At 58.1% G+C, this 18094-nt stretch carries 14 protein-coding genes; 3 read left to right on the forward strand and 11 right to left on the reverse strand.

Translation table 11 applies throughout. From position 1 onward, the window contains the following. The first annotated feature begins 171 nt into the window (after nucleotides 1-171). Nucleotides 172-786, forward strand: coding sequence for a LysE family translocator (locus tag GRH90_RS00870; protein WP_162364008.1), 615 nt, complete (start codon nucleotides 172-174; stop codon nucleotides 784-786). Nucleotides 787-911: 125 nt separating this feature from the next. On the opposite strand, the gene carB is transcribed toward GRH90_RS00870, so the two are convergent. From carB to dapB, 3 genes are all read right to left on the reverse strand, one after another. After that, nucleotides 912-4136, reverse strand: coding sequence for a carbamoyl-phosphate synthase large subunit (gene carB, locus GRH90_RS00875; protein ID WP_162364009.1), 3225 nt, complete (start codon nucleotides 4134-4136; stop codon nucleotides 912-914). A gap of 14 nt (nucleotides 4137-4150) precedes the next feature. Then, nucleotides 4151-5299 (reverse strand): glutamine-hydrolyzing carbamoyl-phosphate synthase small subunit, encoded by a 1149-nt coding sequence (gene carA, locus GRH90_RS00880; RefSeq protein ID WP_178112959.1) that lies wholly within the window; start codon nucleotides 5297-5299, stop codon nucleotides 4151-4153. A gap of 467 nt (nucleotides 5300-5766) precedes the next feature. Continuing rightward, nucleotides 5767-6588: a 4-hydroxy-tetrahydrodipicolinate reductase gene (gene dapB, locus GRH90_RS00885; protein WP_162364011.1), complete on the reverse strand. Its 822-nt coding sequence runs from the start codon at nucleotides 6586-6588 to the stop codon at nucleotides 5767-5769. A gap of 267 nt (nucleotides 6589-6855) precedes the next feature. On the opposite strand from dapB, the gene GRH90_RS00890 reads away from it, so the two are divergent. Continuing rightward, complete coding sequence (locus GRH90_RS00890) at nucleotides 6856-7734, forward strand: SMP-30/gluconolactonase/LRE family protein (protein ID WP_162364012.1); 879 nt, start codon at nucleotides 6856-6858, stop codon at nucleotides 7732-7734. 30 nt (nucleotides 7735-7764) lie between these two features. Here the strand turns inward: GRH90_RS00890 and ispH are convergent, their stop codons facing one another. The 5 genes from ispH to ribF are packed head-to-tail and all read right to left on the reverse strand — an operon-like array spanning nucleotide 7765 to nucleotide 13465. Further along, nucleotides 7765-8715, reverse strand: a complete 951-nt coding sequence (ispH, locus tag GRH90_RS00895) for a 4-hydroxy-3-methylbut-2-enyl diphosphate reductase (protein WP_162364013.1) — start codon at nucleotides 8713-8715, stop codon at nucleotides 7765-7767. After that, nucleotides 8696-9166 carry an FKBP-type peptidyl-prolyl cis-trans isomerase gene (gene fkpB / locus GRH90_RS00900; RefSeq protein WP_162364014.1) on the reverse strand — a complete coding sequence of 157 codons (471 nt, stop codon included), beginning with the start codon at nucleotides 9164-9166 and terminating at the stop codon, nucleotides 8696-8698. The genes ispH and fkpB overlap by 20 nt, the downstream gene beginning before the upstream one ends. A gap of 5 nt (nucleotides 9167-9171) precedes the next feature. Further along, nucleotides 9172-9678 (reverse strand): signal peptidase II, encoded by a 507-nt coding sequence (gene lspA / locus GRH90_RS00905; protein WP_162364015.1) that lies wholly within the window; start codon nucleotides 9676-9678, stop codon nucleotides 9172-9174. Then, nucleotides 9678-12494, reverse strand: a complete 2817-nt coding sequence (gene ileS / locus GRH90_RS00910; RefSeq protein WP_162364016.1) for an isoleucine--tRNA ligase — start codon at nucleotides 12492-12494, stop codon at nucleotides 9678-9680. Before ileS ends, lspA begins: the two co-directional genes overlap by 1 nt. 32 nt (nucleotides 12495-12526) lie before the next feature. After that, nucleotides 12527-13465 carry a bifunctional riboflavin kinase/FAD synthetase gene (ribF, locus tag GRH90_RS00915; protein WP_162364017.1) on the reverse strand — a complete coding sequence of 313 codons (939 nt, stop codon included), beginning with the start codon at nucleotides 13463-13465 and terminating at the stop codon, nucleotides 12527-12529. A 399-nt stretch (nucleotides 13466-13864) separates the two neighbouring features. On the opposite strand from ribF, the gene rpsT reads away from it, so the two are divergent. After that, nucleotides 13865-14128 (forward strand): 30S ribosomal protein S20, encoded by a 264-nt coding sequence (gene rpsT / locus GRH90_RS00920; protein ID WP_162364018.1) that lies wholly within the window; start codon nucleotides 13865-13867, stop codon nucleotides 14126-14128. Nucleotides 14129-14216: 88 nt separating this feature from the next. Here the strand turns inward: rpsT and nhaA are convergent, their stop codons facing one another. The 3 genes from nhaA to GRH90_RS00935 all read right to left on the reverse strand — a co-directional run bounded on the left by nhaA (nucleotide 14217) and on the right by GRH90_RS00935 (nucleotide 18078). Then, nucleotides 14217-15464, reverse strand: coding sequence for a Na+/H+ antiporter NhaA (gene nhaA / locus GRH90_RS00925; protein ID WP_162364019.1), 1248 nt, complete (start codon nucleotides 15462-15464; stop codon nucleotides 14217-14219). 217 nt (nucleotides 15465-15681) lie between these two features. Then, a complete protein-coding gene (locus GRH90_RS00930) occupies nucleotides 15682-16902 on the reverse strand; it encodes an MFS transporter (RefSeq protein WP_162364020.1) in 1221 nt (406 codons plus the stop codon). 54 nt (nucleotides 16903-16956) lie between these two features. Beyond that, nucleotides 16957-18078, reverse strand: a complete 1122-nt coding sequence (locus GRH90_RS00935) for a mandelate racemase/muconate lactonizing enzyme family protein (protein ID WP_162364021.1) — start codon at nucleotides 18076-18078, stop codon at nucleotides 16957-16959. Nucleotides 18079-18094 lie beyond the last annotated feature (16 nt).

Consider the following 18094-nt stretch of genomic DNA (forward strand, 5'->3'; position numbering starts at 1 on the left):
TAATGAACGCTAGTTTCTTAGCACGTAACAAAAATTGCGGCAAGCCATAATCGGCACAATCGATGCGCCGCCTCATCTCTTCGGCACATAAGTGCTGAACCAGATTGATGGTGCGCTTCCCCGCCGCCGGCGTTATCCTTTAACGCAAACCGATAAATTGCCGGGACGATCATGTTGGAAACCTCATTGTTTGTCGCCTCCATCGCCGCGCTTGGGATGCTTTCTCCCGGCCCGGACTTCTTTTTGGTGATCAAAAACGCCGCTCGCTACCGCAGGCCCGCCGCCATGATGACCTCCCTTGGCGTGATCTGCGGCGTCGCCACCCACATGTCGTATTGCGTCGCCGGGCTGGCGGTGGTGATCACCACCACTCCCTGGCTGTTTAACCTGCTGAAATACGCCGGCGCGGCGTATCTGATCTGGATTGGCCTGCAGGCGCTGATGTCCCGCGGCGCCGGCATGCTCTGCATCAGCGACGCGCCCGGGCAGAGGGTAAGCCTGAAAGGCGCGTTTATCCAGGGTTACCTGAATAACCTGCTTAATCCCAAGGCGACGCTGTTTTTCCTGGCGGTATTTACCCAGGTGCTGCAGGTGGAATCGGGCGTGGGCGAGAAACTCTGGTACGCAGGCATTATCCTGCTGCTGGCGGTGGTCTGGTGGCCGCTGCTGGTGGTATTGATCCAAAGCGGGCCGGTGCGGCGCGCGCTGGTCAAAATGCAGAAATTAGTGGATAAACTGCTGGGCGGGGTGCTGATTGCCCTGGGAATCAAGGTCGCGTTAGGCTGATTGGCTGCCAGCCCTGAACGCCGGGAATTTACGCGGGATGGCAAAGATCGGGACGGCCCGACACCGTCCCGGCAACCGGATCTGTCGCGGCCATCCCCCGCCCTCATTGGCGGGGGATGGGGCAATTACCCCTTCAGCATGGCATGCATTTCCTGCACTGAAATCACGCGCTCGGTGGGATCGGAGTTTAACGCCATGGCGGTGGCGAAGCCGCCGTTCATGGTGGTGTCGTAGTGCACTTTATACTGCAGCGCGCTGCGGCGGATAAGCTTCGAGTCCGCAATGGCCTGGCGACCGGCGGTGGTATTGACGATATAGGTATACTCGCCATTTTTAATCCGGTCCTGGATATGCGGCCGCCCTTCATGGACTTTATTGACCAGCCGGGGGTTGATGCCCGCCTCGCCCAAAACCACCGCGGTACCGTGCGTGGCATCCAGTTCAAAGCCATGCTTGAGCAGTTTGGCCGCCAAATCCACCACCCGGCCCTTGTCGCCTGAACGTACCGACAACAGCGCCCGGCCGGATTTTTTCATCCGGGTCTGGCTGCCGAGCATGGCCTTGGCGAAGGCTTCGGCAAAGGTGCGGCCGACGCCCATGACTTCGCCGGTGGAGCGCATTTCCGGCCCCAGGATCGGGTCGACGCCGGGGAATTTATTAAACGGCAGCACCACTTCCTTCACCGAGTAATACGGCGGTATCACCTCTTTGGTAATGCCCTGGTCGGCCAGCGACTGGCCCACCATTACCCGGGCGGCAACCTTCGCCAGCGGCACGCCGGTGGCTTTGGAGACAAAGGGCACAGTGCGCGCGGCGCGCGGATTGACTTCTATCAGGTAGACCTCATTGGCCTTGACCGCAAACTGCACGTTCATCAGGCCGCGCACCCGCAGCTCAAAGGCCAGCTTCTCGACCTGCCGGCGCATGACGTCCTGTATTTCCTGGCTCAGCGTGTAGGCCGGCAGCGAACAGGCCGAGTCGCCGGAGTGCACGCCCGCCTGCTCGATATGCTCCATGATGCCGCCGATCAACACCTGCTGCCCGTCGCAAATAGCGTCCACATCCACTTCCACCGCGTCGTCCAGGAAGCGGTCCAGCAGCACCGGCGCGTCGTTGGAGACGCTGACCGCCGTCTGGAAATAGCGCAGTAAATCGATATCGTCGTTGACGATTTCCATCGCCCTGCCGCCCAGCACGTAGGAGGGACGCACCACCAGCGGATAACCGATGGTCGCCGCCTTCTCCACCGCCTGGTCGATCGTGGTCACCGTGGCGTTGGCCGGCTGCTTCAGCCCCAGGCGCTCCACCGCCTGCTGGAAGCGCTCGCGGTCTTCGGCGCGGTCGATGGAGTCAGGGCTGGTGCCGATAATCGGCACGCCCGCCGCTTCAAGCTCGCGGGCCAGTTTCAGCGGGGTCTGGCCGCCATACTGCACAATCACGCCCTTCGGCTGTTCGATGCGCACGATTTCCAGCACATCCTCCAGCGTCACGGGTTCAAAGTAGAGGCGGTCGGAGGTGTCGTAGTCGGTGGACACCGTTTCCGGGTTGCAGTTGACCATGATGGTTTCATAACCGTCCTCGCGCAGCGCCAGCGAGGCGTGGACGCAGCAGTAGTCGAACTCGATGCCCTGGCCGATGCGGTTTGGTCCGCCGCCCAGCACCATGATTTTTTCACGGTCGCGCGTAGGGTTGGATTCGCACTCGTCTTCATAGGTGGAGTACATATAGGCGGTATCGGTGGCAAATTCCGCGGCGCAGGTATCGACCCGCTTATAGACCGGGTGCAGGTTATACTCTTCGCGCAGCTTGCGGATTTCACCCTCCGATACGCCGGCAAGGGTTGCCAGGCGGGCGTCGGCAAAACCCTTGCGTTTCAGCTGGCGCAAAAATTCGGCGTCCAGGACGGCGACGCCCTTCTCCGCCACCACGTTTTCCAGCAAAACCAGCTCTTCAATCTGCACCAGGAACCAGCGGTCGATATTGGTCAGGTTAAAGACGCCGTCCACCGACAGCCCCGCGCGGAAGGCATCGGCGATATACCAGATACGATCGCAGCCGGCGTCTTTCAGCTCGCGGCGAATCTTGGTCAATGCTTCAGGATCGTCCAGGCTGACCTTGGGGTCAAACCCGGTGACGCCCACTTCCAGCCCGCGCAAGGCCTTTTGCAAGGATTCCTGCTGCGTGCGGCCGATGGCCATCACTTCCCCCACCGACTTCATCTGGGTGGTCAGGCGATCGTTGGCGCCGGCAAATTTCTCGAAGTTAAAGCGCGGTATTTTAGTGACGACATAATCGATGGACGGCTCGAACGAGGCGGGCGTGCGTCCGCCGGTGATATCGTTCATCAGCTCGTCCAGGGTATATCCCACCGCCAGCTTGGCGGCCACCTTGGCAATCGGGAAACCGGTGGCCTTGGAGGCCAGGGCCGAGGAGCGGGACACCCGCGGGTTCATTTCAATGATAATCAACCGGCCGGTTTTCGGGTTAACCGAGAACTGTACGTTCGAACCGCCGGTTTCCACGCCGATTTCACGCAATACCGCCATCGAGGCGTTACGCATGATTTGATACTCTTTGTCGGTCAGGGTTTGCGCCGGCGCGACGGTGATGGAGTCGCCGGTATGGATGCCCATGGCATCGATATTTTCAATCGAGCAGACGATGATGCAGTTATCGTTTTTATCACGCACCACTTCCATCTCGTACTCTTTCCAGCCGATCAGCGACTCATCAATCAACAGTTCGGTGGTCGGTGAAAGATCGAGGCCGCGTTCGCAGATTTCCTCGAACTCTTCGCGGTTATAGGCAATGCCGCCGCCCGAGCCGCCCATGGTAAAAGAGGGGCGGATAATGCAGGGGAAACCCACGTCCGCCGCCACCGCCAGCGCTTCTTCCATATTGTGGGCAAAACCGGAGCGCGCGGTCTCAAGACCAATCTTTTTCATCGCCTTATCAAAACGCTGCCGGTCTTCCGCTTTATCGATAGCGTCGGCGGTGGCGCCTATCATGGTTACGCCGAACTCGGCCAGCACCCCTTCACGCGCCAGATCCAGCGCGCAGTTCAGCGCGGTCTGGCCGCCCATGGTCGGCAGGATGGCGTCGGGACGCTCTTTTTCAATGATTTTGCGCACCACTTCCCAATGAATGGGTTCGATATAGGTGGCATCCGCCATATCAGGGTCGGTCATGATGGTGGCCGGGTTGGAGTTCACCAGCACCACGCGGTAGCCTTCCTCACGCAGCGCCTTGCACGCCTGCGCCCCGGAGTAATCGAACTCGCACGCCTGGCCGATAACAATCGGGCCGGCGCCCAGAATCAGGATACTGGATATATCTGTACGTTTTGGCATGGTCTTGCTCCTGATTATTTTGCCTGGGAACGATAAGTCTTGATCAACTCGATAAAATGGTCGAACAGCGGCGCGGCGTCATGGGGCCCGGGACTGGCCTCAGGGTGTCCCTGGAAGCAGAACGCCGGCTTATCCGTGCGGTGCAAGCCCTGGAGCGTACCGTCGAACAGCGAGGTATGGGTCACGCGCAGGTTCGCCGGCAGCGACGTTTCATCCACCGCGAAACCGTGGTTCTGGGCGGTAATCATCACCCGGCCGGCATCCAGATCCTTTACCGGATGGTTGCCGCCGTGGTGGCCGAACTTCATTTTAACGGTCCTGGCCCCGCTGGCCAGCGCCAGCAGCTGGTGGCCGAGGCAAATGCCGAATATCGGCGTTTCGGTTTCCAGTAACGTTTTGATGGCGGCGATAGCGTAATCGCAGGGTTCGGGATCGCCCGGGCCGTTGGCGAGGAAAATGCCGTCGGGGTCCATGGCCAGGACGACGTCCGCCGGCGTCTGCGCCGGTACCACCGTCAGGCGGCAGCCGCGATCCACCAGCATGCGCATGATATTGCGCTTGATGCCGTAATCGTAGGCCACCACATGATACGGCAGTGATTCGGGCGCTGCGGGCGCGGGCAGGCCGACATGCAGCGCCCAACTGCCCTGGGTCCAGCTGTATTGCTCGGCGGTGGTGACTTCCTTGGCCAGGTCCATGCCCTTGAGCCCCGGGAACTCGCGCGCCTTTTGCAGCGCCAGCGCCGCATCCGGCGCGTCGCCGGCAATGATGCAGCCGTTCTGCGCGCCTTTTTCCCGCAGCAGGCGGGTCAGCTTGCGGGTATCGATATCGGCAATGCCGACAATATTGTTTTGCTTCAGGTAGTCCGACAGCGTGCCGGTACTGCGGAAATTGCTGGCGATGAGCGGCAAATCGCGAATGACCAGTCCCTGGGCCTGGATGCGGGACGACTCTTCATCTGCTTCGTTGGTGCCGACATTGCCGATATGGGGATAAGTGAGAGTAACGATTTGGCGGGAATAGGAGGGATCGGTGAGGATTTCTTGATAGCCGGTCATCGACGTATTGAAGACCACTTCCCCCACTGCCGTTCCCTCTGCCCCGATGGCCCGACCGTGGAATTGGGTTCCGTCTTCCAGAACCAACAGCGCTGACTTTATCAAAACACCCTCCAAGGAATATTCAGTCATTGTATTTGCATATTAATTCAGATTTAACGATCTTAATCAATGCAAAAAACACCTTCAAGGTAGATTTTCGGCAAATTGGGCGCATTTTAATGATGAGCTAGTCACTTGTCCACCCCAGGCGGATATTTTTTGCTAAATAAAGGCAATTAAGCCGCCCAGCGAGGTCAAACCGGCCAAAAAGCGCTAATTTAGGGCAGGAGTAATCGGTTGCCCGGCTAGAAGTTTGTAAAATGCCTGCGCTATGGGATTGAAAGCAGGATAAACCGCCGGGGACGTCCGTCAAAGAAGAAAAAAAACGTAGAAAGAGTCATTTATAACTAGCCGGCATGTTTTTTACCGGATAAGTCGAATTTAAATAAAAAACTCAAGGGCAATAAAAATAACTGCCCTGCAATCAGTATCTTAATATTGAAATGACCATATGGAAATAGCCGTTTATTTTATAAACTTGCTAAATCCAGCACGTTGGCCATGTCAAAGAGGCCGTTTTTATGCATCTTAAGCCATACGGCCGCCCTAATAGCGCCATTTGCGAAGGTCATGCGGCTGGAAGCCTTATGGGTTATCTCGATGCGCTCGCCAATATCGGCAAACATCGCCGTATGTTCGCCGACGATATCCCCGGCGCGAATGGTGGCAAAACCGATGGAGTGAGCCACACGCTCCCCGGTATGGCCTTCACGGGTATATACCGCGCAATCCTTCAGGTTGCGGCCCAACGCCCCGGCGATGGTTTCCCCCATGGCCAGCGCGGTGCCCGAAGGCGCGTCCACTTTGTGGCGGTGGTGCGCCTCGATGATTTCGATGTCGCAGTAGTCGCCCATGACCCTGGCGGCCTTTTCCAGTAATTTCAGCATGACATTGACCCCAACGCTGAAATTGGCGGCAAATACGATACCAATCTGCCCGGCGGCCTGCTCGATCAGCGCCTTTTGCGCCTCGTCAAAACCGGTAGTGCCGATAACCATGCCTTTGCCGTGTTCCCGGCAAAACGCCAGGTGAGCCAGGGTCCCTTCCGGACGGGTGAAGTCGATAAAAATATCGAAAGCGTCCTTTATCGCCTCAATGCTGTCGCCGACCTTTATCCCGATCGCGCCCTGGCCGGCCAATTCGCCGGCGTCGGCGCCTATCAGGCTGGAACCGCTGCGTTCAAGCGCGGCGCCGAGGCAAGCCTGTTCCGATTGCAGTACCGCCTGGATCAGTTGGCGGCCCATACGGCCGCCCGCACCGGCTATCGCGATGCGAACTGGTGTTACGCTCATACATACTCTCTGATTGGTTAGCCTAATAAAATCAGTTCAGGGTAACCGCCGCTCCGGATTGCCGCCAGCAGATTTGCCCAGAAATTAGAATTATAGGCCTGAGGCCGGTTGGCATCAGCAACGGCAATTTGCCCGGCGTGGCCGATCGGCTCGCCGGGAAAAATGAATGTTTATTCATCTTCGTGCGTTTATCGTTCGCCGCCGGGCATCCGTGCGGACCGGCTATAATGATTATCTACAGCAAATAACGACGTCAGCGGAGTCAGGATGAGTGATTTTTTTACTTCCCCGGTCCACGCCATAGGGGATTACCGCGCCGCCCTCGGAGAAACGCCGGTCTGGTGCAGCCGCAGCCAATCGCTGCTGTGGGTTGATATCCTGCGGCATCGCCTGCTGCGCTATTGGCCCGGCCGGCAGCATATCGAGCAACGCCGGCTGGATTGCCTGTTTAGCGGGGTATTACTGACCGAACGGGAAGAGCTGTTCCTGGTGGTGTCGCAGCAGGGCATGCTGCTTTATCGGTATGACGGGGATAACGCACGCCTTGAGATGCTATGTCCCTACCCGGCCGACGCCGCCGGAACCCGCCCCAACGAGGCCGCCATCGCCCCCGACGGTTCATTGTGGTTCAGTACCATGGACCTGGAGGAGGAGCGCCCTATCGGCGGCTGGTATCGCTTTGCCGCCGGTGACGCCGGGCCGCGCAAGATGATGGGCCATGTGACCATTCCCAATACCCTGGCCTGGTATGGCGATATCGTATGGTTTGCCGACAGCGCTGAAAAAAGGTTTTACGCCAGCGACGCCGCCGCCATAAACCCCGATCGCCTGCGGGTGTTCGACGCCGATGGCCTGACGCCCGACGGTTCGGCGCTGACCTCGGCGGGGGAGCTCATCAATGCGCGCTTCGGCCACGCTTGCCTGAGCCGCTACGCTATCGGCGATGGCTGGCCCGCCCTGCTCGAACATTTACCGTTGCCGGTGCGCCAGCCCAGCTGCTGCGCCTTCGGCGGTCCCGGGCGCAACGAATTATTCATTACCAGCGCCGGCAAAAACCTCGATTCGCCGGGCGAATTCGACGGGGCTCTGCTGCACGTGGCAACCCGCGCCACCGGCGCGCCGCAGCACCGGTTCAGATTGGAATAATCCAGTCAGCGGGTTATGGCGAACCCGCGCTTACTCCACCATCCTCACATTCACCCGCAGCTCTTTCGGCACCTCGAACACAATATTTTCCTCGCGTCCGATAAGTTCCTCCGCCCCCTGGCCACCCAGCGCCTGCAGGCGCTCAATCACCGCCTTGACCAGGATATCCGGCGCCGAAGCCCCGGCGGTCACGCCGATAGTGCCGATACCCTGCAGCCAGCTCTCCTGGATATCCGCCGCGGTATCGATCAGATAGGCCGGTTTGCCCACCCGCTGGGCCAGTTCGGCCAGCCGGTTGGAGTTAGACGAATTTTTCGAGCCGACCACCAGCACCACATCCGCATCGGCGGCCAGCTCGCGCACCGCTTCCTGGCGATTGGTGGTGGCGTAACAAATATCGTCTTTACGCGGCCCGATAATCAGCGGGAAACGTTCGCGCAGCGCATCTATAACGTCCGAGGTATCGTCCACCGACAGCGTGGTCTGGGTCATAAAGCACAGGTTGCCATCGTCCTTGACCCGTAATGTCCAGACGTCCGCCGGTGATTCCACCAGATACATGCCGCCGTTGGGATTACTGTATTGCCCCATGGTGCCTTCTACTTCCGGATGCCCGGTATGGCCGATCAAAATCGCTTCCGTGCCTTTGCGGCTGGCGCGCGCCACTTCCATATGCACTTTGGTGACCAGCGGACAGGTGGCGTCGAAAACCGTCAGATCGCGGCTTTTGGCTTCGGCGCGCACCGCCTGCGAAACCCCATGGGCGGAAAAAATCAGGATAGAGCCGTCGGGCACTTCATCGATCTGTTCGATGAATATAGCGCCGCTGGCGCGCAGGGAGTCCACCACATAGCGGTTGTGCACCACTTCGTGACGCACGTAAATCGGCGCGCCGTAGATTTCCAGCGCGCGCTCGACAATGCTGATTGCCCGGTCGACACCGGCGCAAAAACCACGAGGGTTAGCCAGTAAGATGCGCATTTTTATCCTCCTGCTGCGGATCGATTGCCAAGACGTCGATATCGAAACAGACCGTGCGGCCGGCCAGCGGGTGGTTAAAGTCCACGGTAATGGACTCCTCCGCCACTTCACGAATCAAACCGGGCATTTCATTTCCGCTGACGGCGGTAAACAGCATAATGGTACCCACATCAGGCACGCCGGTTTCGATAAAATCCCGGCGGGAGAAAAACTGGATCAGATCGGGATTAACCGGTCCGAAAGCCGACTCCGGCGCCAGGGAAAACGATTTTTTATCGCCCACATGCAGCCCGAGCAACAACTGCTCAAGCGCCGGCGAGAGGCTATCGTCGCCAAGACGAAACAGCGCCGGCTTGCTCTCGCGCCGGGTGGATTCGGCGATGGTGCCATCTTCGAGCTTAAGGTCGAAATGCACCAGCACCGCGCTGTCGGACTGCACCCGTTCGGTCATGATGCTTAACCTTTCTGTTTGGCCGTTTTATCGGCCGGACGGATAAACCCGTCCAGCACGATCAGGAACGCACCGATGCAAATAGCCGAATCCGCGACGTTGAACGTCGGGAAGTGCCAGCCGCCGACATAAAAATCGATGAAATCGATCACTACGCCATGCACCAGACGATCAAACAGATTGCCCAGCGCGCCGCCGATAATCAGGGCATACGCGCAGTTGGTCATCCGCTGGCGACTATCCGAACGGTACATCAACACCATTAACGCAACGGCGATCACCAGGGCGATAATGGCAAACAGCCAGCGCTGCCAGCCCCCTTTGTCGGCCAGGAAACTGAAGGCCGCGCCATAGTTGTGCGCATAAAAAATATTAAAAAACGGGATCAGCGGCAGCGTTTCATGCAGCGTAAAATTCTGCATGATCAGTTGCTTGCTGCCCAGGTCGATAATCAGTACTACCAGCGCCAGCCAAAGCCAGCGCAGACCGGTGGAGGTTAAGGATTTATTCATCAGACAAATTTACGCTCTTCGCCCGGGCCTGCCACGTTAGCGACACAACGCCCGCAAATTTCCGGATGCCCGGCGTCAGCGCCGATATCGGACTCAAAGTGCCAGCAGCGCGGGCATTTTTCGCCATCGGCTTTTGCCAGGGCAATTTTCAGGCCTTTCAAGCCTTCGCATTGCTGGGCATCATCTCCCGCCGCGCTGTAATCGGCAACACCGGCGCGCGAGGTCAGCAGGGCAAAATACAGCTCATCGCCAAGCCCCCTGAGCGTTTGCGCCAGGGCCGGTTCGGCATACAGGGTGACATTGGCCTCGAGTGAGCCGCCGATGATCTTGTCCGCGCGCGCCTGCTCAAGCACTTTGTTCACTTCACCGCGCACTTTCAGCACCTGTTCCCAATAAGCGTCGTTCATGGTTTCGCCGGCGTCCAGTCCGAACAGCCCTTCATACCACTCTTCGGTAAAGACGTACCGGGCACGCTCGCCGGGCATAAAGCCCCAAATCTCATCGGCGGTAAAGGATAGGATCGGCGCCATCCAGCGCACCAGCGCCTCGGCAATGTGATAAAGCGCGGTCTGGCAGCTGCGGCGGGCAATACTGTCGGCCTGGGTGGTGTACTGGCGATCTTTAATGATATCCAGATAGAAGGATCCCATTTCCACCGAGCAGAACTGCATCATCCGCTGCACGACGTTATGGAAGTCATAGCTGTCGTAGGCGGCGATAATCTCCGCCTGCGCCGCCTGCGCCCGGCCCACGGCCCAGCGATCCAATACCACCATATCCTCCGGCTTGACGCAATGCAGGGCCGGCTCGAACCCATTGAGGTTGGCCAGCAGGAAACGCGCGGTATTGCGGATGCGGCGATAGGCGTCGGCGGAGCGTTTAAGGATCTCGTCCGACACCGCCATTTCACCGGTATAGTCGGTGGAGGCGACCCACAAACGCAGGATATCCCCGCCAAGCTTATCCATGACCTGCTGCGGGCTGACCACGTTGCCGATGGATTTGGACATTTTACGGCCCTGTCCGTCGACGGTAAAACCGTGGGTCAGCACCTGGCGATAAGGCGCCTGGCCCTTAATGGCGGTGGAAATCATCAGCGACGACATAAACCAGCCGCGATGCTGGTCGGAGCCTTCCAGGTACATATCCGGCTCGTGGCCGCCGAATTCAGGGCGCACCGCCACCACGGACGAATGCGTCGAACCGGAGTCGAACCAGACGTCAAGGGTATCGGGCACCTTGGTATAATTAGCCGCGTCGTTGCCGAGGATCGCGGCCGGATCCAAATCCCACCAGGCCTGGATACCGTCTTTCTCGACCCGCTTGGCCACTTCTTCCATCAATTCCAGCGTGCGCGGATGAAGTTCCTCGGTGTCTTTGTGCACGAACAGAGACATCGGCACGCCCCAGGTGCGCTGGCGGGAGATACACCAGTCGGGACGATTGGCCACCATATTTTCGATGCGCGCCTGTCCCCAGCCCGGGATCCACTGCACTTCCTTGATTTCTTCCAGGGAGCGTTTGCGCAGCCCTTTTTGATCCATGCTGATAAACCATTGCGGCGTGGCGCGGAAAATGATCGGGGTTTTATGACGCCAGCAGTGCGGATAGCTGTGCAGCAGTTTTTCCACATGCACCAGCGCGCCGCTCGAGCGCAATAATTCGACCACCACATCGTTGGCCTTGAACACCTGCAGCCCGTCGAGGCCCGGATAGGTCCCCGGCAGGTAACAGCCGTCCGGACCCACCGGATTGGCGACTTCCAGGCCGTATTGCTGGCCGATGACGTAATCGTCCGGGCCATGGCCCGGAGCGGTATGCACCGCGCCGGTACCGGCTTCCAGCGTCACATGCTGGCCAAGGATCGCCGGCACGTCGAACCCCATGAACGGATGGCGGAAACGCATCAGTTCCAGCGCGCCGCCTTTGCAACTGCCGAGCACGGTCCATTGGGCGATGCCCGCCCGCTGCATCACGCTGGCCACCAGTTCGGCGGCCAGGATCCAGTTTTGTCCGTCGACCGCCACCAGCTGATACTCGAAGTCCGGATGGACCGAAATCGCCCGGTTGGCCGGCAGGGTCCAGGGAGTGGTGGTCCAGATAACCAGCGCCACCGGGCCGCTAACCTCGGCCACGCCGAATTTTGCCGCTACGGCCGCGGCGTCAACCGCCTGGAAAGCCACATCTATGGAGGGCGAGGTACGATCGTAATACTCCACTTCCGCCTCCGCCAGCGCGGAACGACAGTCGATACACCAGTGCACCGGCTTGGCGCCTTTATGCAGGTGGCCGTTGGCGATGATCTTGCCGAGCGCGCGGATGATATTCGCTTCGGTGCCGAAATCCATCGTCAGGTAGGGATGCTCCCATTCGCCCAGCACGCCAAGGCGGATAAAGTCTTTTTTCTGCCCTTCCACCTGCTCGGCGGCATATTTGCGGCAGGCGGCGCGGAATTCCGCGGCGGTCACCTTTTCACCCGGCTTGCCGATCGTCTGTTCGACTTTCAGCTCAATCGGCAGGCCGTGGCAATCCCAGCCCGGCACATAGGGTGAGTCGTACCCCATCAAGCCTTTGGACTTGATGATAATATCTTTAAGAATTTTGTTAACCGAGTGACCGATATGAATACTACCGTTGGCATACGGAGGGCCGTCATGCAGGATAAAGGTTTTCTTGCCTTTTTTAGCGTTACGAATAATCCCGTACAGGTCCTGTTCATACCAACGTTGCAGCATGCCAGGCTCGCGCTTGGCCAGATCGCCACGCATCGGGAACCCTGTGTCCGGCAAATTCAGGGTATTTTTGTAATCACTCATTCGATTCTCGGTTCCGTTTTCGGTTAGAGAGTTTAAAGGGGTGTCGTCAGTCCGAAAAATTCCCGGCCGGTCACCACATCATTCGCAATTTGCCGCTTTAACTCATCAAGGGAGGCAAATCGTTGTTCATTGCGCAATTTTGCGCGCATTACCACTTCTATATGACGACCATAAAGATCCATCGTCATATCCAATAAATGCACTTCCAGCCGCTGGCGCAGCCCCGCCACCGTCGGACGGGTGCCGATATTGGCCACGCCCGGGCGCGGCTGCGCGCCCAGTCCGTTGACCTCCACCGCATATACCCCGTTAATCGGCGCAGGGCGGCCTTTCAGCGAGACGTTGGCCGTGGGGAAGCCAAGGGTGCGGCCCAGTTCGTCACCGTGCTCCACGCGCCCGGAAATACGGTAGGGATGGCCCAGCAGCATCTCGGCGACCACCAGTTGGTCGCTTAACAGCGCTTCGCGTACCGCCGTGCTGCTGATGCGCTTGCCGCCTTCCGTATAGGTGGCGGTGCTCATGACATCATAACCGGCCGCGGCCCCCGCCTGTTGCAAAAAGGCAAAATCACCCCGCCGCCCGGCACCGAAGCGAAAATCATCACCGACGCAAAGAAACCTGACGCCGAGTTTTTTCACCAGCAGCTCCGCGACAAAAGACTCGGCGCTGATAGCGGCGAACCGCGTATCGAAGGTTACGCACAATACTACGTCTACCCCGGCCTGGGCCAGGTACTTCACTTTATCCCTCAGGCGGGTCAATCGCGCCGGGGCGTCCCGGCCGGCAAAATGCTCCTGCGGCTGGGGTTCGAATATCATCACCATTACCGGTAAACCGCGTTTGCGGCCTTCGGTCTGCAATTGTGCAATCAACGCCTGGTGCCCACGATGAAAACCATCAAAATTGCCAATAGTGAGCACGCACCCGTGGTGACGCGCCTGCAGGTTATGTAAACCGCGAATAAGCTTCATAGCAGGCTCAAGACAGAGGAAATCGGCGGATTATACCTTGTACAGTCGCTAAGGTTAACCCGCGAATCCAATCTTTGACAGTAACAGCGGCGAAAGGCATGCTTATTTTGTCCGATCGGCGTTTTTTCGCCGGTTATCCCGCCGCGCACGGATTTTTCCTCTCCCGCCCGGCGGGCGGCGGGCCGCTTATTCATTTCTTTATTGCAGATAATTGCTTTTTTCTCGTCAAAGGCTGTATTCCGCGCGCTTAAACTGGTAGAATCCTGCGCCATCACATTGTAACAGGCGTTGCGTAGTCAAGCGGCGCTTATTTGCACAAATCCATTGACAAAAGAAGGCCGAAAGGGCATATTCCTCGGCCTTTGAATTGTCTCATAGAACATGTTTGGGAGTTGGACCTTGGCTAATATCAAATCAGCTAAGAAACGCGCCGTACAGTCTGAGAAGCGTCGTCAGCACAATGCCAGCCGTCGCTCCATGATGCGTACCTTCATTAAGAAGGTATACGCGGCTATCGATGCAGGTGATAAAGATGCAGCGCAGAATGCTTTTTCTGCCATGCAACCCATTGTGGACCGTCAGGCCAGTAAAGGTTTGATCCACAAGAACAAAGCAGCGCGTCATAAATCTAATCTGACCGCGCGTATCAACGCAATGCAGTAATACCTGCCACTTCGTTGGTGTTTTGTTCAAGAAAACCGGCTTCGGCCGGTTTTTTTGTGCCTGGCGGTTATGCCGCCAGGTAGCTAATCTATCCAGCCCCCGGGCCAGCCGGCTTAGCAGCGTTCGGTGCCGCCGTGGTCAGCGGCAGCGCCAGGCGCAGCAGGATATAGCCTAATATAGCCGCCACCACCGAACCCGACAGGATGCCTAATTTGGCTAATGTCATGCTTTCCGGGTCCGACCCCGCGACGCCAAATGCCAGCCCGGCAATAAAAATCGACATGGTAAAACCGATACCGCACAGCATCGCGGCGGCGGCGATCTGGCGGAACGTCACGCCGTCGGGCAATCGCGCCAGACCTGATTTAATCGACAACAGGCAAAAGGCCAGGATGCCCACCGGCTTGCCCAGCACTAATCCCACGGCAATGCCCGCCGGCAGCACCGACATCAGGCTGGCGGGCGTTAAGCCATGCAGGGCAACGCCCGCGTTGGCAAAGGCGAACAGCGGCAGGATAAGATAAACCACCCAGGGTTGAATATGATGCTCCAGCACCAGGACGGGAGAATAAGCCTGGGTCTGCGGCGCCGCGGCCTGCGTCGCGCGCCGTGACGGCAGGCGCAGGGGGATCAGCGCGCCGAGGATCACCCCGGCCAGGGTGGCATGAATGCCCGATAACAATACGCAAACCCACAGCATCGCGCCGACTACCAGGTAAAGCCCGATATGGCGCACATTGTTGCGGTTCATCAACGCCAGCGCCGCAACGGTTGCCGCCACGCCCGCCAGGGCGGTCAACGACAGATCGTGATTGTAGAACACCGCGATTATCACGATGGCGCCTAAATCATCGATAATGGCCAGCGCCAGCAAAAAAGCCTTCAAACTGGCGGGCACCCGCTTGCCCAGCAGCGCCAGCACCCCCACCGCGAAAGCGATATCCGTGGCGGTGGGAATCGCCCAGCCGGCATGGTTGGCGGGCGTATTCCAGTTAATAAGCGTATAGATAAGCGCCGGGGCTATCATGCCGCCCAACGCGGCGATGGCGGGGAACGCCGCCTGGCTGCGGCTGGCGAGCGCGCCTTCCATCAGCTCGCGCTTCACCTCCAGGCCGATCATCAAAAAGAAGATCGCCATCAGCGCGTCATTAATGAAAAACAGCAGCGTGAAAGGCGACGAGTGGCCGGCGGCGGCATCCAGGGGAAAATAAATCAGCGACTCATAGGCCGCCAGCGCCGGCGAATTGGCCATGGCCAGCGCCGCCAGCGCGGCCAGGATCAGCAAAACGCCGCCCGAGGCTTCGTGATTTAACCAACGGTGAATAAAAGAGGACACAGCGCATCCTTATAATGCAGAGAATAGGTTTATTGTGCGGGATGCGGCCGCGCAGGTAAATAAAAACCCGGCACAGTCCGGGTTTTATGGATCACCGCTCGCAAAACCCGCTGCGACGGCGGGATGCCCGCAGGCGGCCGGAGCGCTACGCCCCGAGCCGGGTCAGTGGGTTAACGCCGGCCCGGGGAGCGCGGAGAAGCCGTTATTGATATCGGCTTCAGGCGGCCTGCTCCTGATAATCCTGTTTTTGGATTCGGGTATACAGGTAGACCGCCAGTCCGCCCAATATGGCGACCACGCCGATAACCGTAAAGCCCGGCAGATAGGAACCGCTGCTTTTTAACATCATCACCACCACAAAACCCGCCGTGGTGCCGCCGCAGCCCGCCCCGATGCCGTTAATCACGCCGGCCGCCGGGCCTACCGCCTCCGGTTTCACGCTGGTGGTGATAATCGACCAGATATTGGTGGTGTAGCTGCTGGTGAAATAGGCAATGGCAAAGGTGATCAGCGCCATTTTTACCACCGGATCCTGGATCAGCGGCAGCAGCGTCAGCAATAGGCCGGCAACCAGCAGACCCGATGCCGCAATCAGTCCTCTTTTTTGCGTGCGATCGCTGAGAATGGACATGGGAATGGCAAAAACCACCGCCAGCAAATAAGGCAACGAACTGGCAAATCCCTGCCACATGCCGACAAAGCCCAGCGAATGCACCAGCATCGGTATAAATAACGTGATACCCCAAAACAGCATGCCGTTGGCAAAATAACTGAATATCAACAGCAGGAAAGGATATCCGCCGAGGGACTGGAAGGTTATTTTCCCGCTCGGCCGTTGATCTTCGGCGGCGGCCTTGCCCTGGTTATCCGGCGCGGATTTCAGGAAAATCAAGAACAGCGGCACCACAACAAACAGGCCCAGGCCGCCGGTAATATAAAACAGCCACTTCCAGCCCAACACGTCATAAATAGGCGTCAGGATCAGGAAGCCCAGGCCTAGCGCCAGGAACTGGCCGTAGAACTGGATTAAATTGGTGCCGCGGGTAATTTCATCTTTGGTGAACCACGCGCGGGCGAAACGGAACTGCTGGGGCCAATAAATGCCCTCCGTAATACCGAGCACGATGCGAAAGACGATAAGTAAAGCAGGCGTGGTGACCCATGCGGTGGCTACCGTGGCCAGCGACCAGATAAAAACCATGCTGACAATGGTTGACTTGGGATTAAGCTTATAGGTAAAAAAACCGCCGAAAAAATTTGATAACGCATAACCGATAAGAAAGCCGGTCAACGCCAGGCTCTTGGTGGCGGCGCCGGAAAAGCCGAGATCGCTTTCCATCCCGGGCAAGGCGATGGAAAGATTTGAACGATCGAGATAGGCAATAAATACCCCAATCATCAAAGTAACGCCTATACGATACCATTTTGAATTACTCATATTATTTTCCATTCTACGTTGGAGTTTACTGCCCGCAGGGTATTAACATCAGTCTTAGTTTTGTTCATAGTGCCGGATCAGATCCCGATCTATTTCTATTCCCAATCCAGGTTTATCAGGCACCGGAATGAACGGCCCAATGACTAAATCGGACAACTGCTCGCGAAAAACATTGGGCGCGCGGTCGAGTTCAAGCAACGGCCGCTCCTTGACACAGGAAGGGACCGCCAGCGGAATCGAGGAAATCAGATGTAGCGTTGCCGCCAATGAAATCGCGGATCCCCATAGGTGAGGGAAACAATCAACGCCGTGGGCGCTGGCCAGCATGGCGATATTCAACGCTTCGCTGAGACCACCGCAGGCGGCGACATCCGGTTGGACGATATCCACACACCGCTGCTCAAGGAAGGGCCTGAAACCAAAGCGGGTAAATTCAGATTCGCCGCCGGCGATGCGCATATTAAGCGCGCCCCTGACTTCACGATACCCTTGGAAATCATCCGGCAATACCGGCTCCTCGAACCAGGAAATATCATATTCCTCAATCGATTTACCAAATTGAATCGCCTCGCGCACGGTATAGGCGCGGTTCGAGTCCACCGCCAGGCTGGCGTCGGGGCCGATTAACCGCCGCACTTCCGCCACCCTGGCGGCATCCTGGCGCGGCGTCATGCCGCCCACTTTCATTTTGAATGCCTGGAATCCATGCTGCACGGAAACTTGCGCATCTTTTTCCAGGGAATACCGGTCGTCGGCCGAGTAATAGAAAGAGGAGGCATAGGCTTTCACCGGCTCATCGGTGGCGCCGCCCAATAGGGTCGCAATAGGCTGCCCCAGCGCTTTGCCGACAATATCCCATAAGGCGATATCGATGCCCGACAGCGCGGAAATCGCAATGCCTTTACGGCCGAATTCACGGGTACGGTTGTATAGATTTTCCCATAACCGGGCGCGTTGCAGCGGATCCTGGCCTATCAGCAGCGGCGAATATAATTCTTTAATCAGCGCGGCGTTGGCCTGCGCGGGACCAAAACATTCACCCCAGCCGATAACGCCGTCGTCGGTAATGATTTCCAGCAGGCAACTCGCGCGGCTATTCCATAACCACTGGGACATGCCGAACTGGGTCTCCAGTTTTTGTACAACTACATGGGTCTTGATCTCTTGGATACGCATGGGTGGCTCCTGTCTC

This window comes from Acerihabitans arboris (genome assembly GCF_010131535.1).
Classification (GTDB): domain Bacteria; phylum Pseudomonadota; class Gammaproteobacteria; order Enterobacterales; family Enterobacteriaceae; genus Acerihabitans; species Acerihabitans arboris.

Excerpts from the sequence above, each read along its gene's own strand:
- ispH (WP_162364013.1), bottom strand. The coding sequence starts at position 8,715 with ATGCGCATCTTACTGGCTAACCCTCGTGGTTTTTGCGCCGGTGTCGAC.
- fkpB (WP_162364014.1), bottom strand. The coding sequence starts at position 9,166 with ATGACCGAACGGGTGCAGTCCGACAGCGCGGTGCTGGTGCATTTCGAC.
- GRH90_RS00930 (WP_162364020.1), bottom strand. The coding sequence starts at position 16,902 with ATGAGTAATTCAAAATGGTATCGTATAGGCGTTACTTTGATGATTGGG.
- ribF (WP_162364017.1), bottom strand. The coding sequence starts at position 13,465 with ATGAAGCTTATTCGCGGTTTACATAACCTGCAGGCGCGTCACCACGGG.
- carB (WP_162364009.1), bottom strand. The coding sequence starts at position 4,136 with ATGCCAAAACGTACAGATATATCCAGTATCCTGATTCTGGGCGCCGGC.
- GRH90_RS00935 (WP_162364021.1), bottom strand. The coding sequence starts at position 18,078 with ATGCGTATCCAAGAGATCAAGACCCATGTAGTTGTACAAAAACTGGAG.
- ileS (WP_162364016.1), bottom strand. The coding sequence starts at position 12,494 with ATGAGTGATTACAAAAATACCCTGAATTTGCCGGACACAGGGTTCCCG.
- dapB (WP_162364011.1), bottom strand. The coding sequence starts at position 6,588 with ATGAGCGTAACACCAGTTCGCATCGCGATAGCCGGTGCGGGCGGCCGT.
- lspA (WP_162364015.1), bottom strand. The coding sequence starts at position 9,678 with ATGAATAAATCCTTAACCTCCACCGGTCTGCGCTGGCTTTGGCTGGCG.
- GRH90_RS00890 (WP_162364012.1), top strand. The coding sequence starts at position 6,856 with ATGAGTGATTTTTTTACTTCCCCGGTCCACGCCATAGGGGATTACCGC.
- GRH90_RS00870 (WP_162364008.1), top strand. The coding sequence starts at position 172 with ATGTTGGAAACCTCATTGTTTGTCGCCTCCATCGCCGCGCTTGGGATG.